The organism is Streptomyces sp. SYSU D01066-1 (genome assembly GCF_054956795.1).
Window position 1 is genome coordinate 30,419 of sequence record NZ_JBUDHV010000035.1, and the last position, 15,976, is coordinate 46,394.

A 15,976-nucleotide genomic window follows, 5' to 3' on the forward strand; every position below is an offset into this window, starting at 1 on the left:
GCGAGGGGCCCCGTCCGGTGTTCGGACGGGGCCCCTCGTCATGGCTCCGGGCTGGATAGGGTGGGACCGATCCTCCCTACGACACACCAGGAGCGGCTGATGAGCGCTGTGACCCCCGCTGGAGGCGACACCGCGGCGGGCCGCTCCTGGCCCGCGCTGCTGAACGGACTGCTGGGCGGGCGGGACCTGTCCGCCGACGAGACCGCGTGGGCGATGGACACGATCATGCGCGGCGAGGCGACCGACGCGCAGATCGCCGGGTTCGCGGTGGCGCTGCGGGCCAAGGGCGAGACCGTGGACGAGATCGGCGGCCTGGTCCGCGCGATGTACGGGCACGCCCATGTGATCCAGGTGCCCGGGGACACGGTCGACATCGTCGGCACCGGCGGCGACGGCGCCAAGACCGTCAACATCTCCACCATGTCGGCGATCGTCGTCGCCGGCACCGGGGCGAAGGTCGTCAAGCACGGCAGCCGCGCGGCCTCCTCGGCCTCCGGCGCCTCCGACGTCCTGGAGAAGCTCGGCGTCAATCTGGAGCTGACCCCCAAGCGGGTGGCCGAGGTCGCCGAGGAGGCCGGGATCACCTTCTGCTTCGCCGTGAAGTTCCACCCCGCGCTGCGCCACGTCGCCGCCGCCCGCGGCCAGCTCGGCATCCGGACGGTCTTCAACTTCCTGGGCCCGCTGACCAATCCGGCCAAGGTCCGCTCCCAGGCGATCGGTGTCGCCGACGCCCGGATGGCGCCGATCATCGCCGGGGTCTTCGCCGAGCGCGGCAACTCCGCGCTGGTCTTCCGCGGTGATGACGGCCTGGACGAGCTGACCACGACGGCCACCTCCCGGGTGTGGACCGTGCGGGACGGCACGGTGACCGAGGAGGTCTTCGACCCGCGTGACGTCGGCATCGAGATCGTGCCCGTCGAGGCGCTGCGGGGCGCCGACGCCTCCTACAACGCGGACGTGGCCCGCCGGCTGCTGGGCGGTGAGCCGGGCCCCGTGCGGGACGCGGTGCTGCTCAACTCGGCGGCGGCCCTGGTGGCCCTGGAGCCCGGCGAGGGGCCGCTGACGGACCGCATCCGGGCCGGCATGGCACGGGCCGCCGAGTCGATCGACTCGGGCGCGGCCCGCAACGCGCTGGAGCGCTGGGTGGCCGCCAGCAACGCCTGACGGAGCCCGTGACGTCCTGCGGCGTCCTGTGACGTCCGTCCCGTGATCCGGACACGGCTTGCGGGACGGCGATCACCTCACGTACGTTTTCGCACCAGGTCATGAGTGACAGTCATGAGGCCCCGGCCGACTGTCCGGCAACCCTCCGTCCGTGGCGGGGTGCCCCGGGTGAAGACCAGGCCGTGGACAGCAGGGTCCACGGCAAGCGCGGACCCCTCGCGTACCAGGGGTCCTGGGTCGTCCGAGGGAGTCTCCCGTGAATCAGCGAATGCGCTAGGGCCGCAGAGCCCCGCCTCCGCGTCCCCTTCCTTCCTTCCTCCTTCGCTTCTCGCGTCGTATTCACGGGAGTCCGCCATGTCCGTGCCCACCGCTGTCCGCTCCCCGCTGCCCGTCCTCGGCCGGGACGTCACCGTGCCGCTCGTCACCGGCGGCGAGGTCACCTACGCCGCGCTCGACTACGCCGCCAGCGCCCCCGCGCTCCAGCGGGTCTGGGACGACGTGGCCGCCTACGCGCCCTACTACGGCAGCGTCCACCGGGGCGCCGGGTACCTCTCCCAGCTCTCCACCGACCTGTTCGAGAACGCCCGCCGGACCGTCCACGGCTTCCTCGGCTGCCGGGACGACGACCAGGTGGTCTTCACCCGCTCCACCACCGACTCCCTGAACCTGCTGGCCGCCGCGCTGCCCGCCGGCTGCCGGGTCTTCGTCTTCGAGACCGAGCACCACGCCTCGCTGCTGCCCTGGCGCGAGGCCGACGTCACCTTCCTCGACGCGCCCCGCACCCCGGCGCAGGCCGTCGAGACCCTGGAGCGGGCCCTCGCCGACCGGGAGCCGTACGGCCCCGCCCTGGTCTGCGTCACCGGCGCCTCCAACGTCACCGGCGAGCTGTGGCCGGTGCGCGGACTGGCCGCCGCCGCGCACGCGCACGGTGCCCGGATCGTCCTGGACGCCGCCCAGCTCGCCCCCCACCGCCCGGTGAGCGCGCGCGACCTGGACGTCGACTGGGTCGCCTTCTCCGGGCACAAGCTGTACGCCCCCTTCGGCTCGGGCGTGCTGGCCGGCCGCGCCGACTGGCTGCGCGCGGCCGAGCCGTACCTCGCGGGCGGCGGCGCCAGCCGCACGGTCGCCCGGCGCGCGGACGGGGGAGTGGACGTCGAGTGGCACGAGGACGCCGCCCGGCACGAGGCCGGCTCGCCCAACGTCATCGGCGCCTACGCGATCGCCTCCGCCTGCACGGCCCTCACCGAGGCCGGGTTCGAGACGCTGGTGGCCCGCGAGGAGTACCTGATCGGCCAGGTGCGGGAAGGGCTCGCCGAGGTGCCCCAGGTGCGGGTGCTGTCGCTGTTCGGAAACGACGCGCCGCGCGTCGGGGTGCTCTCCTTCGTCGTCGACGGCTGGAACAGCTCCCACTTCGCCGCCGCCCTCTCCGCCGAGTACGGCATCGGCGTGCGCGACGGCCTGTTCTGCGCCCACCCGCTGGTGCGCACCCTGCTCGGCGGCGACCCGGGCGGCCAGGGCGAGTGCGGTGCCCCCGAGGCGGCGCCCGGCGAGAAGCCCCTCAACGCGGTGCGGGTCAGCTTCGGCGCGGGCACCCCCGACGAGCACGTGGAACGGTTCGTGACGGCGGTGCGGGAGCTGGTGCGGGACGGCGCCCGCTGGAACTACCGCACCGAGCACGGCCGCTGCGTGCCCGACACCTCCGGCAGCCCCGCCGCCGCGTGACCCGGTGGCCGGGCGCCCGGCGGGAGCGTCCCGCGGGCCCGCCCGGCCGCGTCCGTCAGGAGCTGCGCGCTTGCCGTGCACCGGGACACGGCCGGTGAGGTCCTCTCCGGTGCGGTGCGCGGCGGCGGCGCGCACCGGGCGCACCCGCCCGGTCCGCGCGCGGCACCCGGCGGCCCGGATGGGCCGCGGACGCGCAACTCCTCGTCCGCGCGCGGACCGGGGTCAGTTGTCCAGCCCGATGGAGAACGCCGCCTCCAGGTCGTGCTGCGAGTACGTGCGGAACGCCACATGCGTGTCCGTGCCCTCCACGCCCGGGATTTTGCTGATCCGCCCGGGGATGACCTCCGCCAGCTCCTCGTGCTCGCGCACCCGCACCATGGCGATCAGGTCGTAGGTGCCGGTGACGGAGAAGACCTCGCTCACGCTCTCCAGCGCGGCGATCCGTTCCGCGATCTCGGGGATCCGGTCCACGCTGGTCTTGATGAGGACGATCGCGGTGATCACGGCAGGTTCTCTCCCTCGGGGGCGGGCGCTGGGGCGGCCTTCACTCTAGCCCGCCGCCCGGAACGCACCCAGGCGCAGAGGAAGCCGAGACCGAAGCCGACCAGGTGGGCCAGGTACGCCACCCCCGGCCCGTCCCCGGCCCGCCACGCCGACAGCCACTGCAGCACCGCCCAGAACGGCAGCACCAGCCAGGCCGGGAAGCGCAACGGCATGAACAGCAGGAACGGCAGGAGACTGGTCACGCGCGCCCGGGGGAACAGGTACAGGAACGCGCCGAGGACCGCCGAGATCGCCCCGGAGGCACCGACCAGGGGCTGCCGGGAGTCGTCGTTGGCGATGGCGTACCCCAGCAGGGCCAGGTACCCGCAGCCGAGGTGGAACAGCAGGAACCGGAGGTGACCCATCCGCTCCTCGGTCATCACCCCGAAGACATAGAGGAAGAGCATGTTGCCGAACAGGTGTACCCAGTCGCCGTGCACGAACAGTGCCGTGACCGGGGCCAGCAGCGCCCGCGGCGCCCCGTCGAACAGCTCGGCGGGGACCACGCCCCAGCGCCGGAAGTAGACGTGCCGCGCGGCGAGCAGCTCCTCGGCGGAGCCGTCGTGCCGCGGGTCGAGGCCCGCCGCGGGGCTGACCAGGAACAGCAGGCAGCACAGGACGATCAGCCCGTGCGTCACGGGCGCCGCGCCCCGGGCCGGGCGGCGGGACAGGGCCGCCCGTACCGTGCGCAGTACCCGGACGGCCGCCGGGCTCCAGTTGCGGCTCATGGGTACAGAGCATGACGTAACCGGACGAAAGCTCCGGGAGCGCCTCGCCGCCGTGGACAGGTGGGCGGCCGGTACCCGCCAGGCCGTAGGGTTACGAGCCACACGTACCGGGGAGGCCGGTGCGTCGGGTGACACTGGAAGAGAGCGAACAGCCACGATGACGGTTCCCCAGCCGACCGGCGCGACGCGGTGGCGCTGCACCCTCTGCGGCAACCTCACCCGCTTCGACGTGACCCGCGCGTCGAAGGTCGTGGAGTACGTCCACCTCGATCTGGCCGGCGAGCCGACGGTCGAGGAGCGCGAGGTGCTCAGTGAGACCATCGAGTCGGTGCGGTGCCGCTGGTGCAACGCGGTGGACCAGGTGGAACTCGTGGACAGGCCGGGTGCCGGCTCCTGACCGGGGCCGGCCCCGCACAGGCATTGGGGTGACGGATGGCGCAGACACGGGGCGGGGAGCCGGGCGACGGCGCCGCTGAGGTGCTCGACCGTCCGCTGCCCGACGGGGTGCGCCGCAGGGTCGTACAGCTGGCCGCGGACGGCTTCGGCGGGCTGACCCTCGCGGAACTGCCCGCGCAGCTGCGGCAGTACGCGCGGTTCACGCCGAACCGGCGGGCCAAGTTCGCGGGCAACGCGATGGCCGCCGCGCTGGAGACGGACGCGCTCTTCCGCCAGCGCATCGGCGAGAAGCTCAGGGAGTCCCAGCCGGAACTGGCCGGCGCCCTCGACTCCGGTTCCCCGCCCCCGGCCGCGGACCCGCTCGACGTGGCGGCCGCGGCCTACGTGCTGCGCCCGGCCGGCTGGGTCAAGCTCGTGGCCGCCGCCGGCGAGGAGGCCCAGCGGGCCGACGCCGAGCGCGCCGACGAGGAGGCCCGCGCCGAGCTGGGCCGGCTGCGCGCGGAGCTGGAACGCGCCCGGGAGCACGGCCGGGGCGAGACCGAGCGGCTGCGCGGCGAGCTGGACGCCGCCAGGAAGGAGGCGGAGTCGCTCCACCGCAAGCTGCGCGGCGCGCTCAGCGACGTCAAGCGCGGCGAGGCGGCGGTGCGCAAGATGCGCGCCGAGCTGGACGCCGTACGCACCGAGGCGCAGGCCCAGGTGTCCGCCGCCGAGAGTGAGACGCGGCGGCTCAAGGCCCGTCTCGGCGAGGCGGAAGCGGCCCTGGAGGCCACCCGCAAGGCCGCCCGGGAGGGCCGCAGCGTCGAGGACATGCGGGTGCGGCTGCTGCTCGACACCCTGCTGGACGCCACCCAGGGGCTGCGCCGGGAGCTGGCGCTGCCGCCGGTCTCCGTACGCCCCGCCGAGACCGTGGACGCCGTGGAGCCCGGCCGGATGACCCCGAAGGACATCGCGGCCCGCGCGCTGTCCGAGCACGACCCGGCCGTGCTGGACCAGTTGCTCGAACTGCCTCAGGCCCATCTGGTCGTCGACGGCTACAACGTCACCAAGACCGGTTATCCGCAGATGCCCCTGGAGAAGCAGCGGCTGAGGCTCCTCGGCCAGCTCTCCCAGCTCGCCGCGCAGACCGGCGCCGAGGTGACCTGCGTCTTCGACGGGGCCGAGCTGGCCGCCCCGGTGCTGCTGGCGCCGCCGCGCGGGGTCAGGGTGCTCTTCTCGAAGCCCGGCGTCACCGCCGACGAGCTGATCCGCCAGCTGGTGCGGGCCGAGCCGCCGGGCCGGCCGGTCATCGTCGCCTCCACCGACCGCGAGGTCGCCGACGGGGTGGCCCGCGCGGGAGCCCGCCCGGTGGCCTCGGCGATGCTGCTGAAGCGGCTTTCCTGACCCGCTGCTTGACGTAGGGTCAACCTCGCGTCACCGCTGGTGACACCGAGGTAAAAGATGCTGTCGGTGAACGGGTTTTTCCTGAGAAGGATTTGAACTGATCACGACTGGGTCACTAGGGTCTGGCTTCGAACCCTAGAACGGGTGATCACTCACACGAAGGAGTTCGCCTCCCGTGGCGTCCCACCGTCGACCCAAGCAGCCCAGCCGCGCCCGCGTCACCGTGCTCACCACCGCGGCCGCCGCCGCCGTTGTGCTCAGCTCGCAGGCAGCCAACGCCGCTCCCAGCGAGAAGCAGAGCAAGGACGAGGTCAAGTCCGAGGTCGACAAGCTCTACGACGAGGTGGAGCAGGCCTCCGAGAAGCTCAACGGGGCCACGGAGAAGCAGGAGAAGCTCCAGAAGGAGATCTCCACCATCCAGGACAACGTCGCCCGCGGCCAGGAGGAGCTCAACGAGCTGCGCGACGGCCTCGGTTCGATGGCCAGCGCCCAGTACCGCTCGGGCGGCATCGACCCCTCCGTGCAGCTGTTCCTCTCCGCGGACCCGGACGACTACCTCGACAAGGCGTCCACCCTCGACCAGTTGAGCGCCCAGCAGGTCGACGCGCTCAAGGAGATCCAGGACAAGCAGCGCGACCTCGCCCAGCAGCGCGAGGAGGCCGCCGAGAAGCTCAAGGACCTCTCCGCCACCCGCGCCGAGCTGAGCAAGAACAAGAAGCAGATCCAGAGCAAGCTCTCCGCCGCGCAGAAGCTGCTCAACACCCTCACCGCCGCCGAGAAGGCCGCCCTGGACGACGAGGAGCAGCGCTCCACCCGCAGCAGCGAGCGCGAGGTCCTCTCCAGCTCCACGGCCTCCGCCTCCGGCCGGGCCGGCGCCGCCTTCGCCGCCGCCCAGAGCAAGATCGGCAGCCCGTACGTCTACGGCGCCACCGGCCCGTCCTCGTACGACTGCTCGGGCCTGACCTCCTGGGCCTACGCCCAGGCCGGCGTCTCCATACCGCGCACCTCCGAGGCCCAGTCGCAGATCGGCACGCGCATCACCAGCCAGAGCGACCTCCAGGTCGGCGACCTGGTCTTCTTCTTCAACGACCTGCACCACGTCGGCCTCTACGCCGGCAACGGCCAGGTGCTGCACGCCCCGCGCACCGGCACCGTCGTCCGGTACGAGTCGATGAGCACCATCGGCGGCCCCTTCATGTGGGGCGTCCGCGTCTGACCCCGCGTCCGGCCCTCCGTCACGCTCCGGGGGCCGTTCGGATCAACTCGACATGCCGCCCGAACGGGCGAATCACAGAACCGTCCTGTGACCCGGCGCCCCGCCGCTGACCTGCGTCAGCGGCGGGGCGCCGGGCTGTGCGGACGCCGGGGCCGTTGGCCGCGGCGTCCGCGGCGGGGCTACTGTCTGCCGCGTTTCCCGTCCGCCAGCGGAAGGAGTGCGGCTTCCCGTGGGGTCCCATCGCCGCCTTGCACCAACCGGGCTCGACCGGGGCGCCGCCGCCGTGGCCGGCCTCCTGTCCGCCGCCGCCGCCGTCCTGGGCGCGGCCGTACCGGTCACCGCCGCGCCGCACGACGACACCCGTGCCCAGGTGGACCGCCTGCGCACGGAGGCCGAGCGGGCGACCGAGGCCTACAACGAGGCCGCCGAGCGCACCGACACCCTGCGGGAGCGGGTCGGCGCCGTCCAGGACCGGATCGCCCGGCAGCAGGAGCGCGTCAACACCCTGCGGGACGCGCTCGGTTCGCTGGCCGGCGCCCAGTACCGCTCCGGCGGCCTGGACCCGTCCGTCGCCCTGCTGCTCTCCGCCGACGCGGACGACTACCTCGACAAGGCCGCGACCCTCGACCGGATCGGCGCCCGCCAGGCGGTCGAGCTGCGGCGGCTGCGGAACGCGGTGCGCGACCTCGCCCAGGACCGCGCCGAGGCCGGCCGGACCCTGGAGCGGCTGAACACGAGCCTGCGCACGGCCGCCGCCCACAAGAAGACCGTGGAACGCAAGCTCGCCGAGGCCCGGCGGCTGCTCGACTCCCTCTCGAAGAGCGAGCGCGAGGCCGACCGCGCCTCCCGCTCCGGCCGGGCCGGCCTGCCCGTCCCGTCCGGCGCCGCCGCCTCGGGCCGCGCGGCGTCCGCCCTGGCCGCGGCGCGCTCCGCGCTCGGCAAGCCCTACGTCTGGGGCGCCAACGGCCCCTCCGGCTTCGACTGCTCGGGGCTGACCCAGTGGTCGTACGCGCAGGCCGGGGTCGCCCTGCCGCGCACCTCCCAGGCGCAGGCCGGCGCCGGGCAGCGGGTCCCGCTGGACCAGGCACGCCCCGGCGACCTGGTCGCCTACCGCGACGACGCCAGCCACATCGGGATGTACGCGGGGGGCGGCCAGGTGATCCACGCCCCCTACCCCGGCGCCGCCGTGCGCTACGACCCCGTCGGCATGATGCCCGTCTCCTCGGTCACCCGGCCCTGACCGCCCGGCCCGCCTGCCCGTACCCTCGGGAAGGTGGCTGGTCGCGGGCGGGTGCCGGGGTCCTCGGTGGTGCTGCTGTGCCTGCTGCTGGTCTCCTTGGTGGCCTGTGGCGGCCGGCCCGCGGCCGACCCCGTCCGCACCGAGGTGCAGGGCGTACTGGACCGGCGGGCGAAGGCCCTCCTCGACCGGGACCGGGCCGCCTACGGGGCGACCGGCACCCGGGCCGGGTTCGACCGGGTCGGCGCGGTCCCGCTGGCCGACTGGTCCTACCGGGTCGGTGAGGTGACCCGCGCCGGTGACACCGCCACCGCCGCCGTCGAACTGCGCTACCGCCTCGCCGGGTACGACGCCGGAGAGGTCAGCGCCGGCCGCACCGTCCGCCTGGAACGCGCGGACGGCACCTGGCGGGTCACCTCCGACCGGCCGGCGCAGAAGTCGGGCCGGCAGCTCTGGGACCAGGGCACGGTCCATGTCGTACGCGGCGCGCACAGCCTCGTCCTGGGGGTCGGCCGGTCCGACGGGGCGCTGCGCGGCTACGCGAGGCTCGCCGACCGCGCGGTGCCGGCCGTGGCGGAGGCCTGGGACGGCGACTGGGCGCAGCGGGTCGTCGTGATCGTGCCCCGCTCCCTGGAGGGCATGGCGCGGCTGCTCGGCTCGCCCGCCTCCTCCTACCGGGGCATCGCCGCCGTCACCACCGGCGAGACCGGCGCCCGGACCGGCGCCCCCGCCGACCGGATCGTCGTCAACCCGGACGCGTACGGCCTGCTCGGCTCGCTCGGCAGGCAGGTCGTGCTCACCCACGAGACCGCCCATGTCGCCACCCGCGCCCACACCACCGCCGCCACCCCCCTGTGGCTGTCCGAGGGGTACGCCGACTGGGCCGGTTACCGCGGCACCGGCCGCGCCCCCGCCCAGGCCGCCCCGGAACTGGCCCGCGCCGTCGCCGGCGGCCGGGTGCCCGGGGCCCTCCCGGCCGACGACGACTTCGGCTTCACCGACGACGCGGCCGGACTGGCCCGGGCGTACGAGGGCGGCTGGATGGCCTGCCGCCTGATCGCCGAGGAGTGGGGCGAGGACCGGCTCGACGCGTTCTACCGCGCCGTGGGCGCGCACGCGGAGCGCGACGGGGCGGTGGAGGACGCGATGCGCCGGGTGCTCGGGACGACGCCGGAGGAGTTCACCTCGCGGTGGGGGGAGTACCTGCGGGAGGAGTTCGGCTGAGCCGGGAGGGGGTTCCCGCGGGAGGAGTTCGGCTGAGCCGGGAGGGTGTCCCCGCGGGAGGCGGCCGGCCGGGGCGAGGGGGTGCTGCGCGGGCGGGAGGGGTCCGGCTGAGACCGGACGGAGACGGGCGGGTTTGGAGGGGACCGGCGGGTCGGGAGGGATCGGTGGGCCGGGAGGAGGCCGGTGGGCCGGGAAGGGACCGGTGGGCCGGTAGGGGCCGGTGGGCCGGGAGAAGGCCGGCGGGTCGGGAGGGACCGGCGGGTCAGGAGGAGACCGGTGCCTCGCTCGCCCGGGCGGACGGCCGCTCGGGCAGCGGTGCCGGCTCCGCGCGCGGCACCGTCCCGCGCCACAGCACCCGGGCCGCGGCGACCGCGGCGGCCACCAGCAGGCCGTTGCGGACGGCCATCAGGGTGACGCCGAGCGGGTCACTGGCGACCACGTGCGCGAACCACAGCGGGAACTCCAGCACCGTCACCGCGCTCGCCATCAGCACCAGCGCGGCCGGCAGCCCCATCCGCGAGGCCCGGAAGCACAGGCACACCGCCGCCAGCCCGACCAGCCACACCATGTACTGCGGACTGATCACCCGGCTGGTCACCGTGAACATCAGCACCGCCGTGAACGCCGCGTCCGCCGCCGTGCGCGCCTCGAACCGCGCGGCCCGCAGCCGCCACAGCAGCAGCCAGCCGAACGCCATCCCGGTCAGCGTCAGCGCGGCCGTGCTCACCCAGTCCACGTACGGGCCGAGGAACTCCACCGAGCCGTAGTTGAGCAGCACCTGCCCGTCCCAGCCGAAGCCGCGGGCGACGTGGAAGACCAGCGCGCCCAGCGACTCCACCTCGGTGCCCCGGTCCCGCTGGAACGTCAGGAAGGCGAACGCCCCCGGCGCGGCCACCGCGAACGCCCCCGCCAGCACCACGCCGGTGACCACCGCGGCGGCCCAGGAGACGCGCCGCCGGACGCCGAGCAGCAGCAGCGCCGGCCACACCTTCAGCAGCGCCCCGAACGCCACCAGCGCCCCCGCCACCCGGGGGTGCCGGGCGGCGGCGGCCAGCGCGGCCACGGCGACCGCGGTGACCATCAGGTCGTAGCGCGCGTACACGGTCGGCCCGACCAGCGGCACGCCGGCCACCCACACCCAGGCCCCGCGCGGCGTCCCGCCCGGCCGCAGGCCCATCCGCAGCAGCACTCCCAGCACCGCCAGGTCCGCCACGCAGACCAGGGCGAAGAAGGCCGTCGCGTAGTCGAAGAAGGGCAGCAGCGCCGGGGAGAGGACCGCCAGGGCCGCGGCGGGCGGGTACTGCCAGGTGACGTCGTCCAGCGGAAACGTTCCGCTGCGCAGCACCTCGTACCAGCCCCGGTAGATCACCGACACATCGCTGGTGACGTCCGGCCCGGGGAAGACCCACACCTTCAGCACCCACAGCAGCAGCACCAGCCGGGTCGCGCACCAGGCCACCGGAAGCCATGCCAGGGACCGCCCGGCGCTCGTCGTCTCCACGTGTTCCCTGCCCGCCCGTCCGGTGCCGTCCGACGGCCCCATGATGTCCCGAACTTCTGTGTGTCTGCCACACGCACAGCCGGAGGATGCTGTGAAAGGGGGCTTCGATAGGGTCTCGGACGATGCACAAGACCTTGATCGTGACGAACGACTTCCCGCCCCGGCCGGGCGGCATCCAGGCCTTCCTGCACAACATGGCACTGCGCCTGGACCCCGACCGCCTCGTCGTCCACGCCTCCACCTGGAACCGCACCCGCGAGGGCGTGGCGGCCACCGCCGCCTTCGACGCGGAGCAGCCCTTCACCGTCGTACGGGCCCGTACGACGATGCTGCTGCCGACGCCGGAGGCGACCCGGCGGGCGGTCGGGCTGCTGCGGGAGCACGGGTGCACCTCCGTGTGGTTCGGGGCGGCGGCGCCGCTGGGGCTGATGGCGCCGGCGCTGCGCAGGGCCGGCGCCGAGCGGATCGTCGCCACCACCCACGGCCACGAGGCCGGCTGGGCCCAGCTGCCCGCGGCCCGGCAGCTGCTGCGCCGGATCGGGGAGGCGACGGACACGATCACGTACCTGGGGGAGTACACGCGCTCCCGGATCGCGCACGCGCTGACCCCGGCCGCCGCCGCGCGGATGGTCCAGCTGCCGCCGGGCGTCGACGAGAAGACCTTCCACCCCGGCTCCGGCGGCGACGAGGTCCGGGCCCGGCTCGGTCTGACCGACCGGCCCGTCGTCGTCTGCGTCTCCCGCCTGGTCCCGCGCAAGGGCCAGGACACCCTGATCCGGGCGATGCCCCGGATCCTGGCCGCCGAGCCCGACGCCGTGCTGCTGATCGTCGGCGGCGGACCGTACGAGAAGGAACTGCGCCGCCTCGCCGCCGGGACCGGCGTCGCCGCCTCGGTCCGGTTCACCGGCTCCGTCCCCTGGTCCGAGCTGCCCGCCCACTACGGCGCCGGCGACGTCTTCGCGATGCCCTGCCGGACGCGGCGCGGCGGCCTGGACGTCGAGGGCCTGGGCATCGTCTACCTGGAGGCGTCGGCGACGGGGCTGCCGGTGGTGGCGGGGGACTCCGGCGGGGCGCCGGACGCGGTGCTCGACGGCGAGACGGGGTGGGTCGTCCGGGGCGGCTCCGTCGCACAGACCGCCGACCGGATCACCGCCCTCCTCGCCGACCCGGAGCTGCGCCGCAGGATGGGCGAACGGGGGCGGCGGTGGGTCGAGGAGAGGTGGCGCTGGGACCTGCTGGCGGAACGTCTGAGGACGCTGCTGTAGCCGGCCGGGGGCGCGGGGCCGTGACAGGTGCGGCTTTGCCGCGTGGGCGCGGCCGGCCGCCGGTGACCCGCACCCGCCGACGGCGGCCGAGCGGCGCCCCCTACTTCGCGTAGAGCGCCTCGATCTCCTGCGCGTAGTCCCGCGCGACGACGTTCCGCTTCAGCTTCAGCGACGGGGTCAGATGCCCCGACTCCTCCGTGAACTGCGTCGGCAGCACCCGGAACTTGCGCACGGACTCCGCCTTGGACACCACCGCGTTCCCGTCGTCCACCGCCGACTGGATCTCCGCCAGCAGCTCGGGATCGTCCCGCAGGGACTCCGCCGTCGACCCGGCCGGCTTGCCGTGGTCCGCGCACCAGCGCGCCAGGAACTCCTCGTCCAGGGTGACCAGCGCGCCCACGAACGGCCGCCCGTCCCCGACCACCATGCACTCCGCCACCAGCGCGTGCGCCCGGACGCGGTCCTCGATCACCGCCGGGGCGACGTTCTTGCCGCCCGCGGTGACCAGGATCTCCTTCTTGCGGCCGGTGATCCGCAGGTACCCGTCCTCGTCGAGGGTGCCGACGTCCCCCGTGTGGAACCAGCCGTCGGCCAGCGCCTCGGCGGTCGCGTCCGGGTTGTTCCAGTACTCCTTGAACAGGTGCTCCCCGTGCAGCAGCACCTCCCCGTCGTCCGCGATCCGGATCACCGAGCCCGGCAGCGGCTGCCCGACCGTGCCGATCTTCTGCCGGTCCCAGGGGTTGAACGCGGTGGCCGCGCAGGACTCGGTCAGGCCGTAGCCCTCCAGGACGGTGAAGCCGATGCCGCGGAAGAAGTGGCCGAGCCGCTCCCCGAGCGGGGCGCCGCCGGAGATGGCGTACTCACCGCGCCCGCCGAGGACGGCGCGCAGCTTGCCGTAGACCAGCTTGTCGAAGATCTTGTGCTTGAGCCTCAGACCGAAGGACGGCCCCGACGCGCTGTCCAGCGCCCGGCTGTAGGCGATCGCCGTGTCCGCGGCCCTGTCGAAGATCCTGCCCTTGCCGTCGGCCTGCGCCTTGGCCCGCGCGGAGTTGTACACCTTCTCGAAGACGCGCGGCACACCGAGGATCAGCGTGGGCCGGAACGCCGCCAGCTCGTCGGTGAGGTTCTTGATGTCCGGCAGGCAGCCCAGCCTGATCGGCGCGAGCATCGGGGCGACCTGCACCAGGCGCCCGAAGACGTGCGCCAGCGGAAGGAAGAGGAGCACGCTGCACTCGCCGGTGCGGAACAGCGGGCGCAGCCGCTCCACGACGTTGCCGCACTCCGCGAAGAAGGAGCGGTGGGTGAGGACGCAGCCCTTGGGGCGGCCGGTGGTGCCGGAGGTGTAGACGATGGTCGCCGGGTCGTCGGCCTTGGCGGCCGAGCCGCGCTCCTCGACCGTCTCGTCCGTGACGTCCTGGCCGAGCCGGCGCAGTTCCTCCACGGCCCCGGCCTCGATCCGCCAGACGTGCCCGAGGCCGGGCAGCCCCTCGCGCACCGACTCCACGGCCGCGGCGTGCGCGGCGGACTCCACGACGCACGCGGTGGCGCCGGAGTCGCCCAGTATCCACCGCACCTGCTCCGGCGAGCTGGTCTCGTACACCGGTACGGTGACCGCGCCCGCGCTCCAGATCGCGAAGTCGAGCAGCGTCCACTCGTAGCGGGTCCGCGACATCAGGGCCACCCGGTCGCCCGGCTCGATCCCCGCGGCGATGAGCCCCTTCGCGGTGGCGCGCACCTCGGCGAGGAAGTCCCGCGCGGTCACGTCCTGCCAGGCTCCGCCCGCCTTGCGGGAGATGACGGCGACCTCGGGGTGCTGCGCGGCGTTTCTGCGGACGATGTCGGTCAGATTGCCGTCCGCGGGGACCTCGTACAAAGCGGGAAGGCTGAACTCGCGCAAGACTGCTGCTCCTCATAGGGCGCCGGCGCCACGACGTTGTGTGATGCGACGGTGCGGTCCACGGCCGGGACGGGTGCTCGGGGACAGGGGACACGGGACGGGGTTTCTGAGCACGACGGGGCCGCCTGGACGTTACCCGCCGGTACGGCGTCTTTGACAGGGGGCCCGGCGAGATGTCCGCTGCGTCACACAGCTGCTGTTCTCTGTGCGCACAGTAGTCGACACGCCGGCCGACCAGCCAGTAACCGCAGGTCCGGCCGCCTCTGTTCACCGGGGCCCGTTGCTCCTACTCTTGATCACCATGACTTCCGCACCGGCCCGGAACACGACGACGCGCGTCCATGTGGTCAGCGACGTGCACGGCAACGCCCGGGACCTCGCCCGGGCCGGTGAGGGGGCGGACGCGCTGGTCTGCCTCGGCGACCTGATCCTCTTCCTCGACTACGCCGACCACTCCCGCGGCATCTTCCCCGACCTGTTCGGCGTGGAGAACGCGGACCGCATCGTCGAGCTGCGCACCGCCCGCCGGTTCGCCGAGGCCCGCGAACTGGGGGCCCGGCTGTGGGCGGGCGTCGACGGGGACCGGGCGGCGGTGATGGAGCGGGCGGTGCGGGCGCAGTACGCCGAGCTGTTCGCCGCGTTCCCCACCCCGACGTACGCCACCTACGGCAATGTCGACATGCCGGCGCTGTGGCCGCAGTACGCCCGCCCCGGCACCACCGTGCTGGACGGCGAGCGCGTCGAGATCGGCGGCCGGGTCTTCGGCTTCGTCGGCGGCGGCCTGCGCACCCCGATGCGCACCCCCTTCGAGATCAGCGACGAGGAGTACGCCGCGAAGGTCGAGGCGGTCGGCGAGGTCGACGTGCTGTGCACGCACATCCCGCCGGAGGTCCCGGAACTGGTCTACGACACGGTGGCGCGGCGCTTCGAGCGGGGCAGCCGGGCGCTGCTCGACGCGATCCGCCGCACCCGGCCCCGCTACGCCCTCTTCGGCCACGTCCACCAGCCGCTGGTGGCGCGGACGCGGATCGGGGCGACCGAGTGCGTGAACGTCGGGCACTTCGCGTCGACCGGCCGGCCGTGGGTGCTGGAGTGGTAGCGGCGCGGACCGGCGGGGGTGACGGCCGCCCCCGCGGTGCGCGGTAGCCTTCACGCTGCACGCACATCCGTACTCGCGTACGCGATGTCCCAACCGGCCCGCATCGGGAGGACCCACCGCGATGGCGGAACACACCAGCTCGAGCATCACGATCGAGGCGGCACCGGCCGACGTCATGGCGGTGATCGCCGACTTCGCCCGCTACCCGGACTGGACCGGCGAGGTGAAGGAGGCCGAGGTGCTCGCCACCGACGGGCAGGGCCGCGCCGAGCGGGTCCGGCTCGTCATGGACGCCGGAGCGATCAAGGACGACCAGACCCTCGCCTACACCTGGGCCGGTGACGACGAGGTCTCCTGGACGCTGGTGAAGTCCCAGATGCTGCGCTCCCTCGACGGCTCCTACCTGCTGCGGCCCACGGACACGGGCACCGAGGTCACCTACCGGCTCACCGTCGACGTCAAGATCCCCATGCTCGGCATGATCAAGCGCAAGGCGGAGAAGGTCATCACCGACCGCGCGCTGGCGGGGCTGAAGAAGCGGGTGGAGTCGGGCGCCGCCTAGGCGACACGGGCGCGCCGGAGCGGCGGAGGTAGCGTTCACCCT

At 74.1% G+C, this 15,976-nt stretch carries 14 protein-coding genes and 1 riboswitch; of the genes, 10 read left to right on the top strand and 4 right to left on the bottom strand.

Translation table 11 applies throughout. The annotated features are described in order from the left end of the window. The first annotated feature begins 99 nt into the window (after positions 1–99). Both trpD and ACY1JF_RS25440 read left to right on the top strand, forming a co-directional pair. A complete protein-coding gene (gene trpD, locus ACY1JF_RS25435) occupies positions 100–1,164 on the top strand; it encodes an anthranilate phosphoribosyltransferase (protein WP_462707573.1) in 1,065 nt (354 codons plus the stop codon). Between the two features lie 97 nt (positions 1,165–1,261). Then, positions 1,262–1,378, top strand: a riboswitch (SAM riboswitch). 140 nt (positions 1,379–1,518) lie between these two features. Further along, positions 1,519–2,886: an aminotransferase class V-fold PLP-dependent enzyme gene (locus ACY1JF_RS25440; RefSeq protein ID WP_462707574.1), complete on the top strand. Its 1,368-nt coding sequence runs from the start codon at positions 1,519–1,521 to the stop codon at positions 2,884–2,886. A 222-nt stretch (positions 2,887–3,108) separates the two neighbouring features. Here ACY1JF_RS25440 and ACY1JF_RS25445 read toward each other — a convergent pair whose 3' ends face one another. Together ACY1JF_RS25445 and ACY1JF_RS25450 are read right to left on the bottom strand one after the other, a co-directional pair. Then, entirely contained in the window at positions 3,109–3,390 is a 282-nt protein-coding gene (locus ACY1JF_RS25445) for an Lrp/AsnC family transcriptional regulator (RefSeq protein WP_462707575.1), read from the bottom strand. Beyond that, positions 3,387–4,157 (bottom strand): rhomboid family intramembrane serine protease, encoded by a 771-nt coding sequence (locus tag ACY1JF_RS25450; protein ID WP_462707576.1) that lies wholly within the window; start codon positions 4,155–4,157, stop codon positions 3,387–3,389. The genes ACY1JF_RS25445 and ACY1JF_RS25450 overlap by 4 nt, the downstream gene beginning before the upstream one ends. A gap of 157 nt (positions 4,158–4,314) precedes the next feature. Here ACY1JF_RS25450 and ACY1JF_RS25455 point away from each other — a divergent pair, with 157 nt between their 5' ends. From ACY1JF_RS25455 to ACY1JF_RS25475, 5 genes are all read left to right on the top strand, one after another. Beyond that, positions 4,315–4,554, top strand: coding sequence for a hypothetical protein (locus ACY1JF_RS25455; RefSeq protein WP_462707577.1), 240 nt, complete (start codon positions 4,315–4,317; stop codon positions 4,552–4,554). Positions 4,555–4,589: 35 nt separating this feature from the next. Beyond that, entirely contained in the window at positions 4,590–5,933 is a 1,344-nt protein-coding gene (locus ACY1JF_RS25460; RefSeq protein WP_462707578.1) for an NYN domain-containing protein, read from the top strand. A gap of 175 nt (positions 5,934–6,108) precedes the next feature. Next, the gene (locus tag ACY1JF_RS25465) at positions 6,109–7,149 is read left to right on the top strand and encodes a C40 family peptidase (RefSeq protein WP_462707579.1); all 1,041 of its coding nucleotides are present in this window, start codon (positions 6,109–6,111) and stop codon (positions 7,147–7,149) included. 229 nt (positions 7,150–7,378) lie between these two features. Continuing rightward, entirely contained in the window at positions 7,379–8,389 is a 1,011-nt protein-coding gene (locus tag ACY1JF_RS25470; protein WP_462707580.1) for a C40 family peptidase, read from the top strand. Between the two features lie 33 nt (positions 8,390–8,422). Beyond that, positions 8,423–9,610 carry a hypothetical protein gene (locus ACY1JF_RS25475; protein ID WP_462707581.1) on the top strand — a complete coding sequence of 396 codons (1,188 nt, stop codon included), beginning with the start codon at positions 8,423–8,425 and terminating at the stop codon, positions 9,608–9,610. Positions 9,611–9,872: 262 nt separating this feature from the next. Here ACY1JF_RS25475 and ACY1JF_RS25480 read toward each other — a convergent pair whose 3' ends face one another. Continuing rightward, the gene (locus tag ACY1JF_RS25480) at positions 9,873–11,111 is read right to left on the bottom strand and encodes a glycosyltransferase 87 family protein (RefSeq protein ID WP_462707612.1); all 1,239 of its coding nucleotides are present in this window, start codon (positions 11,109–11,111) and stop codon (positions 9,873–9,875) included. A gap of 122 nt (positions 11,112–11,233) precedes the next feature. Between ACY1JF_RS25480 and ACY1JF_RS25485 the strand changes: the two genes are divergently transcribed. Then, positions 11,234–12,376, top strand: coding sequence for a glycosyltransferase family 4 protein (locus ACY1JF_RS25485; RefSeq protein ID WP_462707582.1), 1,143 nt, complete (start codon positions 11,234–11,236; stop codon positions 12,374–12,376). A gap of 100 nt (positions 12,377–12,476) precedes the next feature. On the opposite strand, the gene ACY1JF_RS25490 is transcribed toward ACY1JF_RS25485, so the two are convergent. After that, positions 12,477–14,273 carry an AMP-dependent synthetase/ligase gene (locus ACY1JF_RS25490; protein WP_462707583.1) on the bottom strand — a complete coding sequence of 599 codons (1,797 nt, stop codon included), beginning with the start codon at positions 14,271–14,273 and terminating at the stop codon, positions 12,477–12,479. A gap of 343 nt (positions 14,274–14,616) precedes the next feature. Between ACY1JF_RS25490 and ACY1JF_RS25495 the strand changes: the two genes are divergently transcribed. Together ACY1JF_RS25495 and ACY1JF_RS25500 are read left to right on the top strand one after the other, a co-directional pair. Next, a complete protein-coding gene (locus tag ACY1JF_RS25495; protein ID WP_462707613.1) occupies positions 14,617–15,372 on the top strand; it encodes a metallophosphoesterase family protein in 756 nt (251 codons plus the stop codon). 121 nt (positions 15,373–15,493) lie between these two features. Beyond that, positions 15,494–15,934: an SRPBCC family protein gene (locus ACY1JF_RS25500; RefSeq protein ID WP_462707584.1), complete on the top strand. Its 441-nt coding sequence runs from the start codon at positions 15,494–15,496 to the stop codon at positions 15,932–15,934. The last annotated feature ends 42 nt before the right edge of the window (positions 15,935–15,976 follow it).

Bases quoted from the DNA above. Each gene is read 5' to 3' on its own strand.
- trpD (WP_462707573.1), top strand. From the start codon at position 100: ATGAGCGCTGTGACCCCCGCTGGAGGCGACACCGCGGCGGGCCGCTCC.
- ACY1JF_RS25440 (WP_462707574.1), top strand. From the start codon at position 1,519: ATGTCCGTGCCCACCGCTGTCCGCTCCCCGCTGCCCGTCCTCGGCCGG.
- ACY1JF_RS25450 (WP_462707576.1), bottom strand. From the start codon at position 4,157: ATGAGCCGCAACTGGAGCCCGGCGGCCGTCCGGGTACTGCGCACGGTA.
- ACY1JF_RS25455 (WP_462707577.1), top strand. From the start codon at position 4,315: ATGACGGTTCCCCAGCCGACCGGCGCGACGCGGTGGCGCTGCACCCTC.
- ACY1JF_RS25460 (WP_462707578.1), top strand. From the start codon at position 4,590: ATGGCGCAGACACGGGGCGGGGAGCCGGGCGACGGCGCCGCTGAGGTG.
- ACY1JF_RS25485 (WP_462707582.1), top strand. From the start codon at position 11,234: ATGCACAAGACCTTGATCGTGACGAACGACTTCCCGCCCCGGCCGGGC.
- ACY1JF_RS25500 (WP_462707584.1), top strand. From the start codon at position 15,494: ATGGCGGAACACACCAGCTCGAGCATCACGATCGAGGCGGCACCGGCC.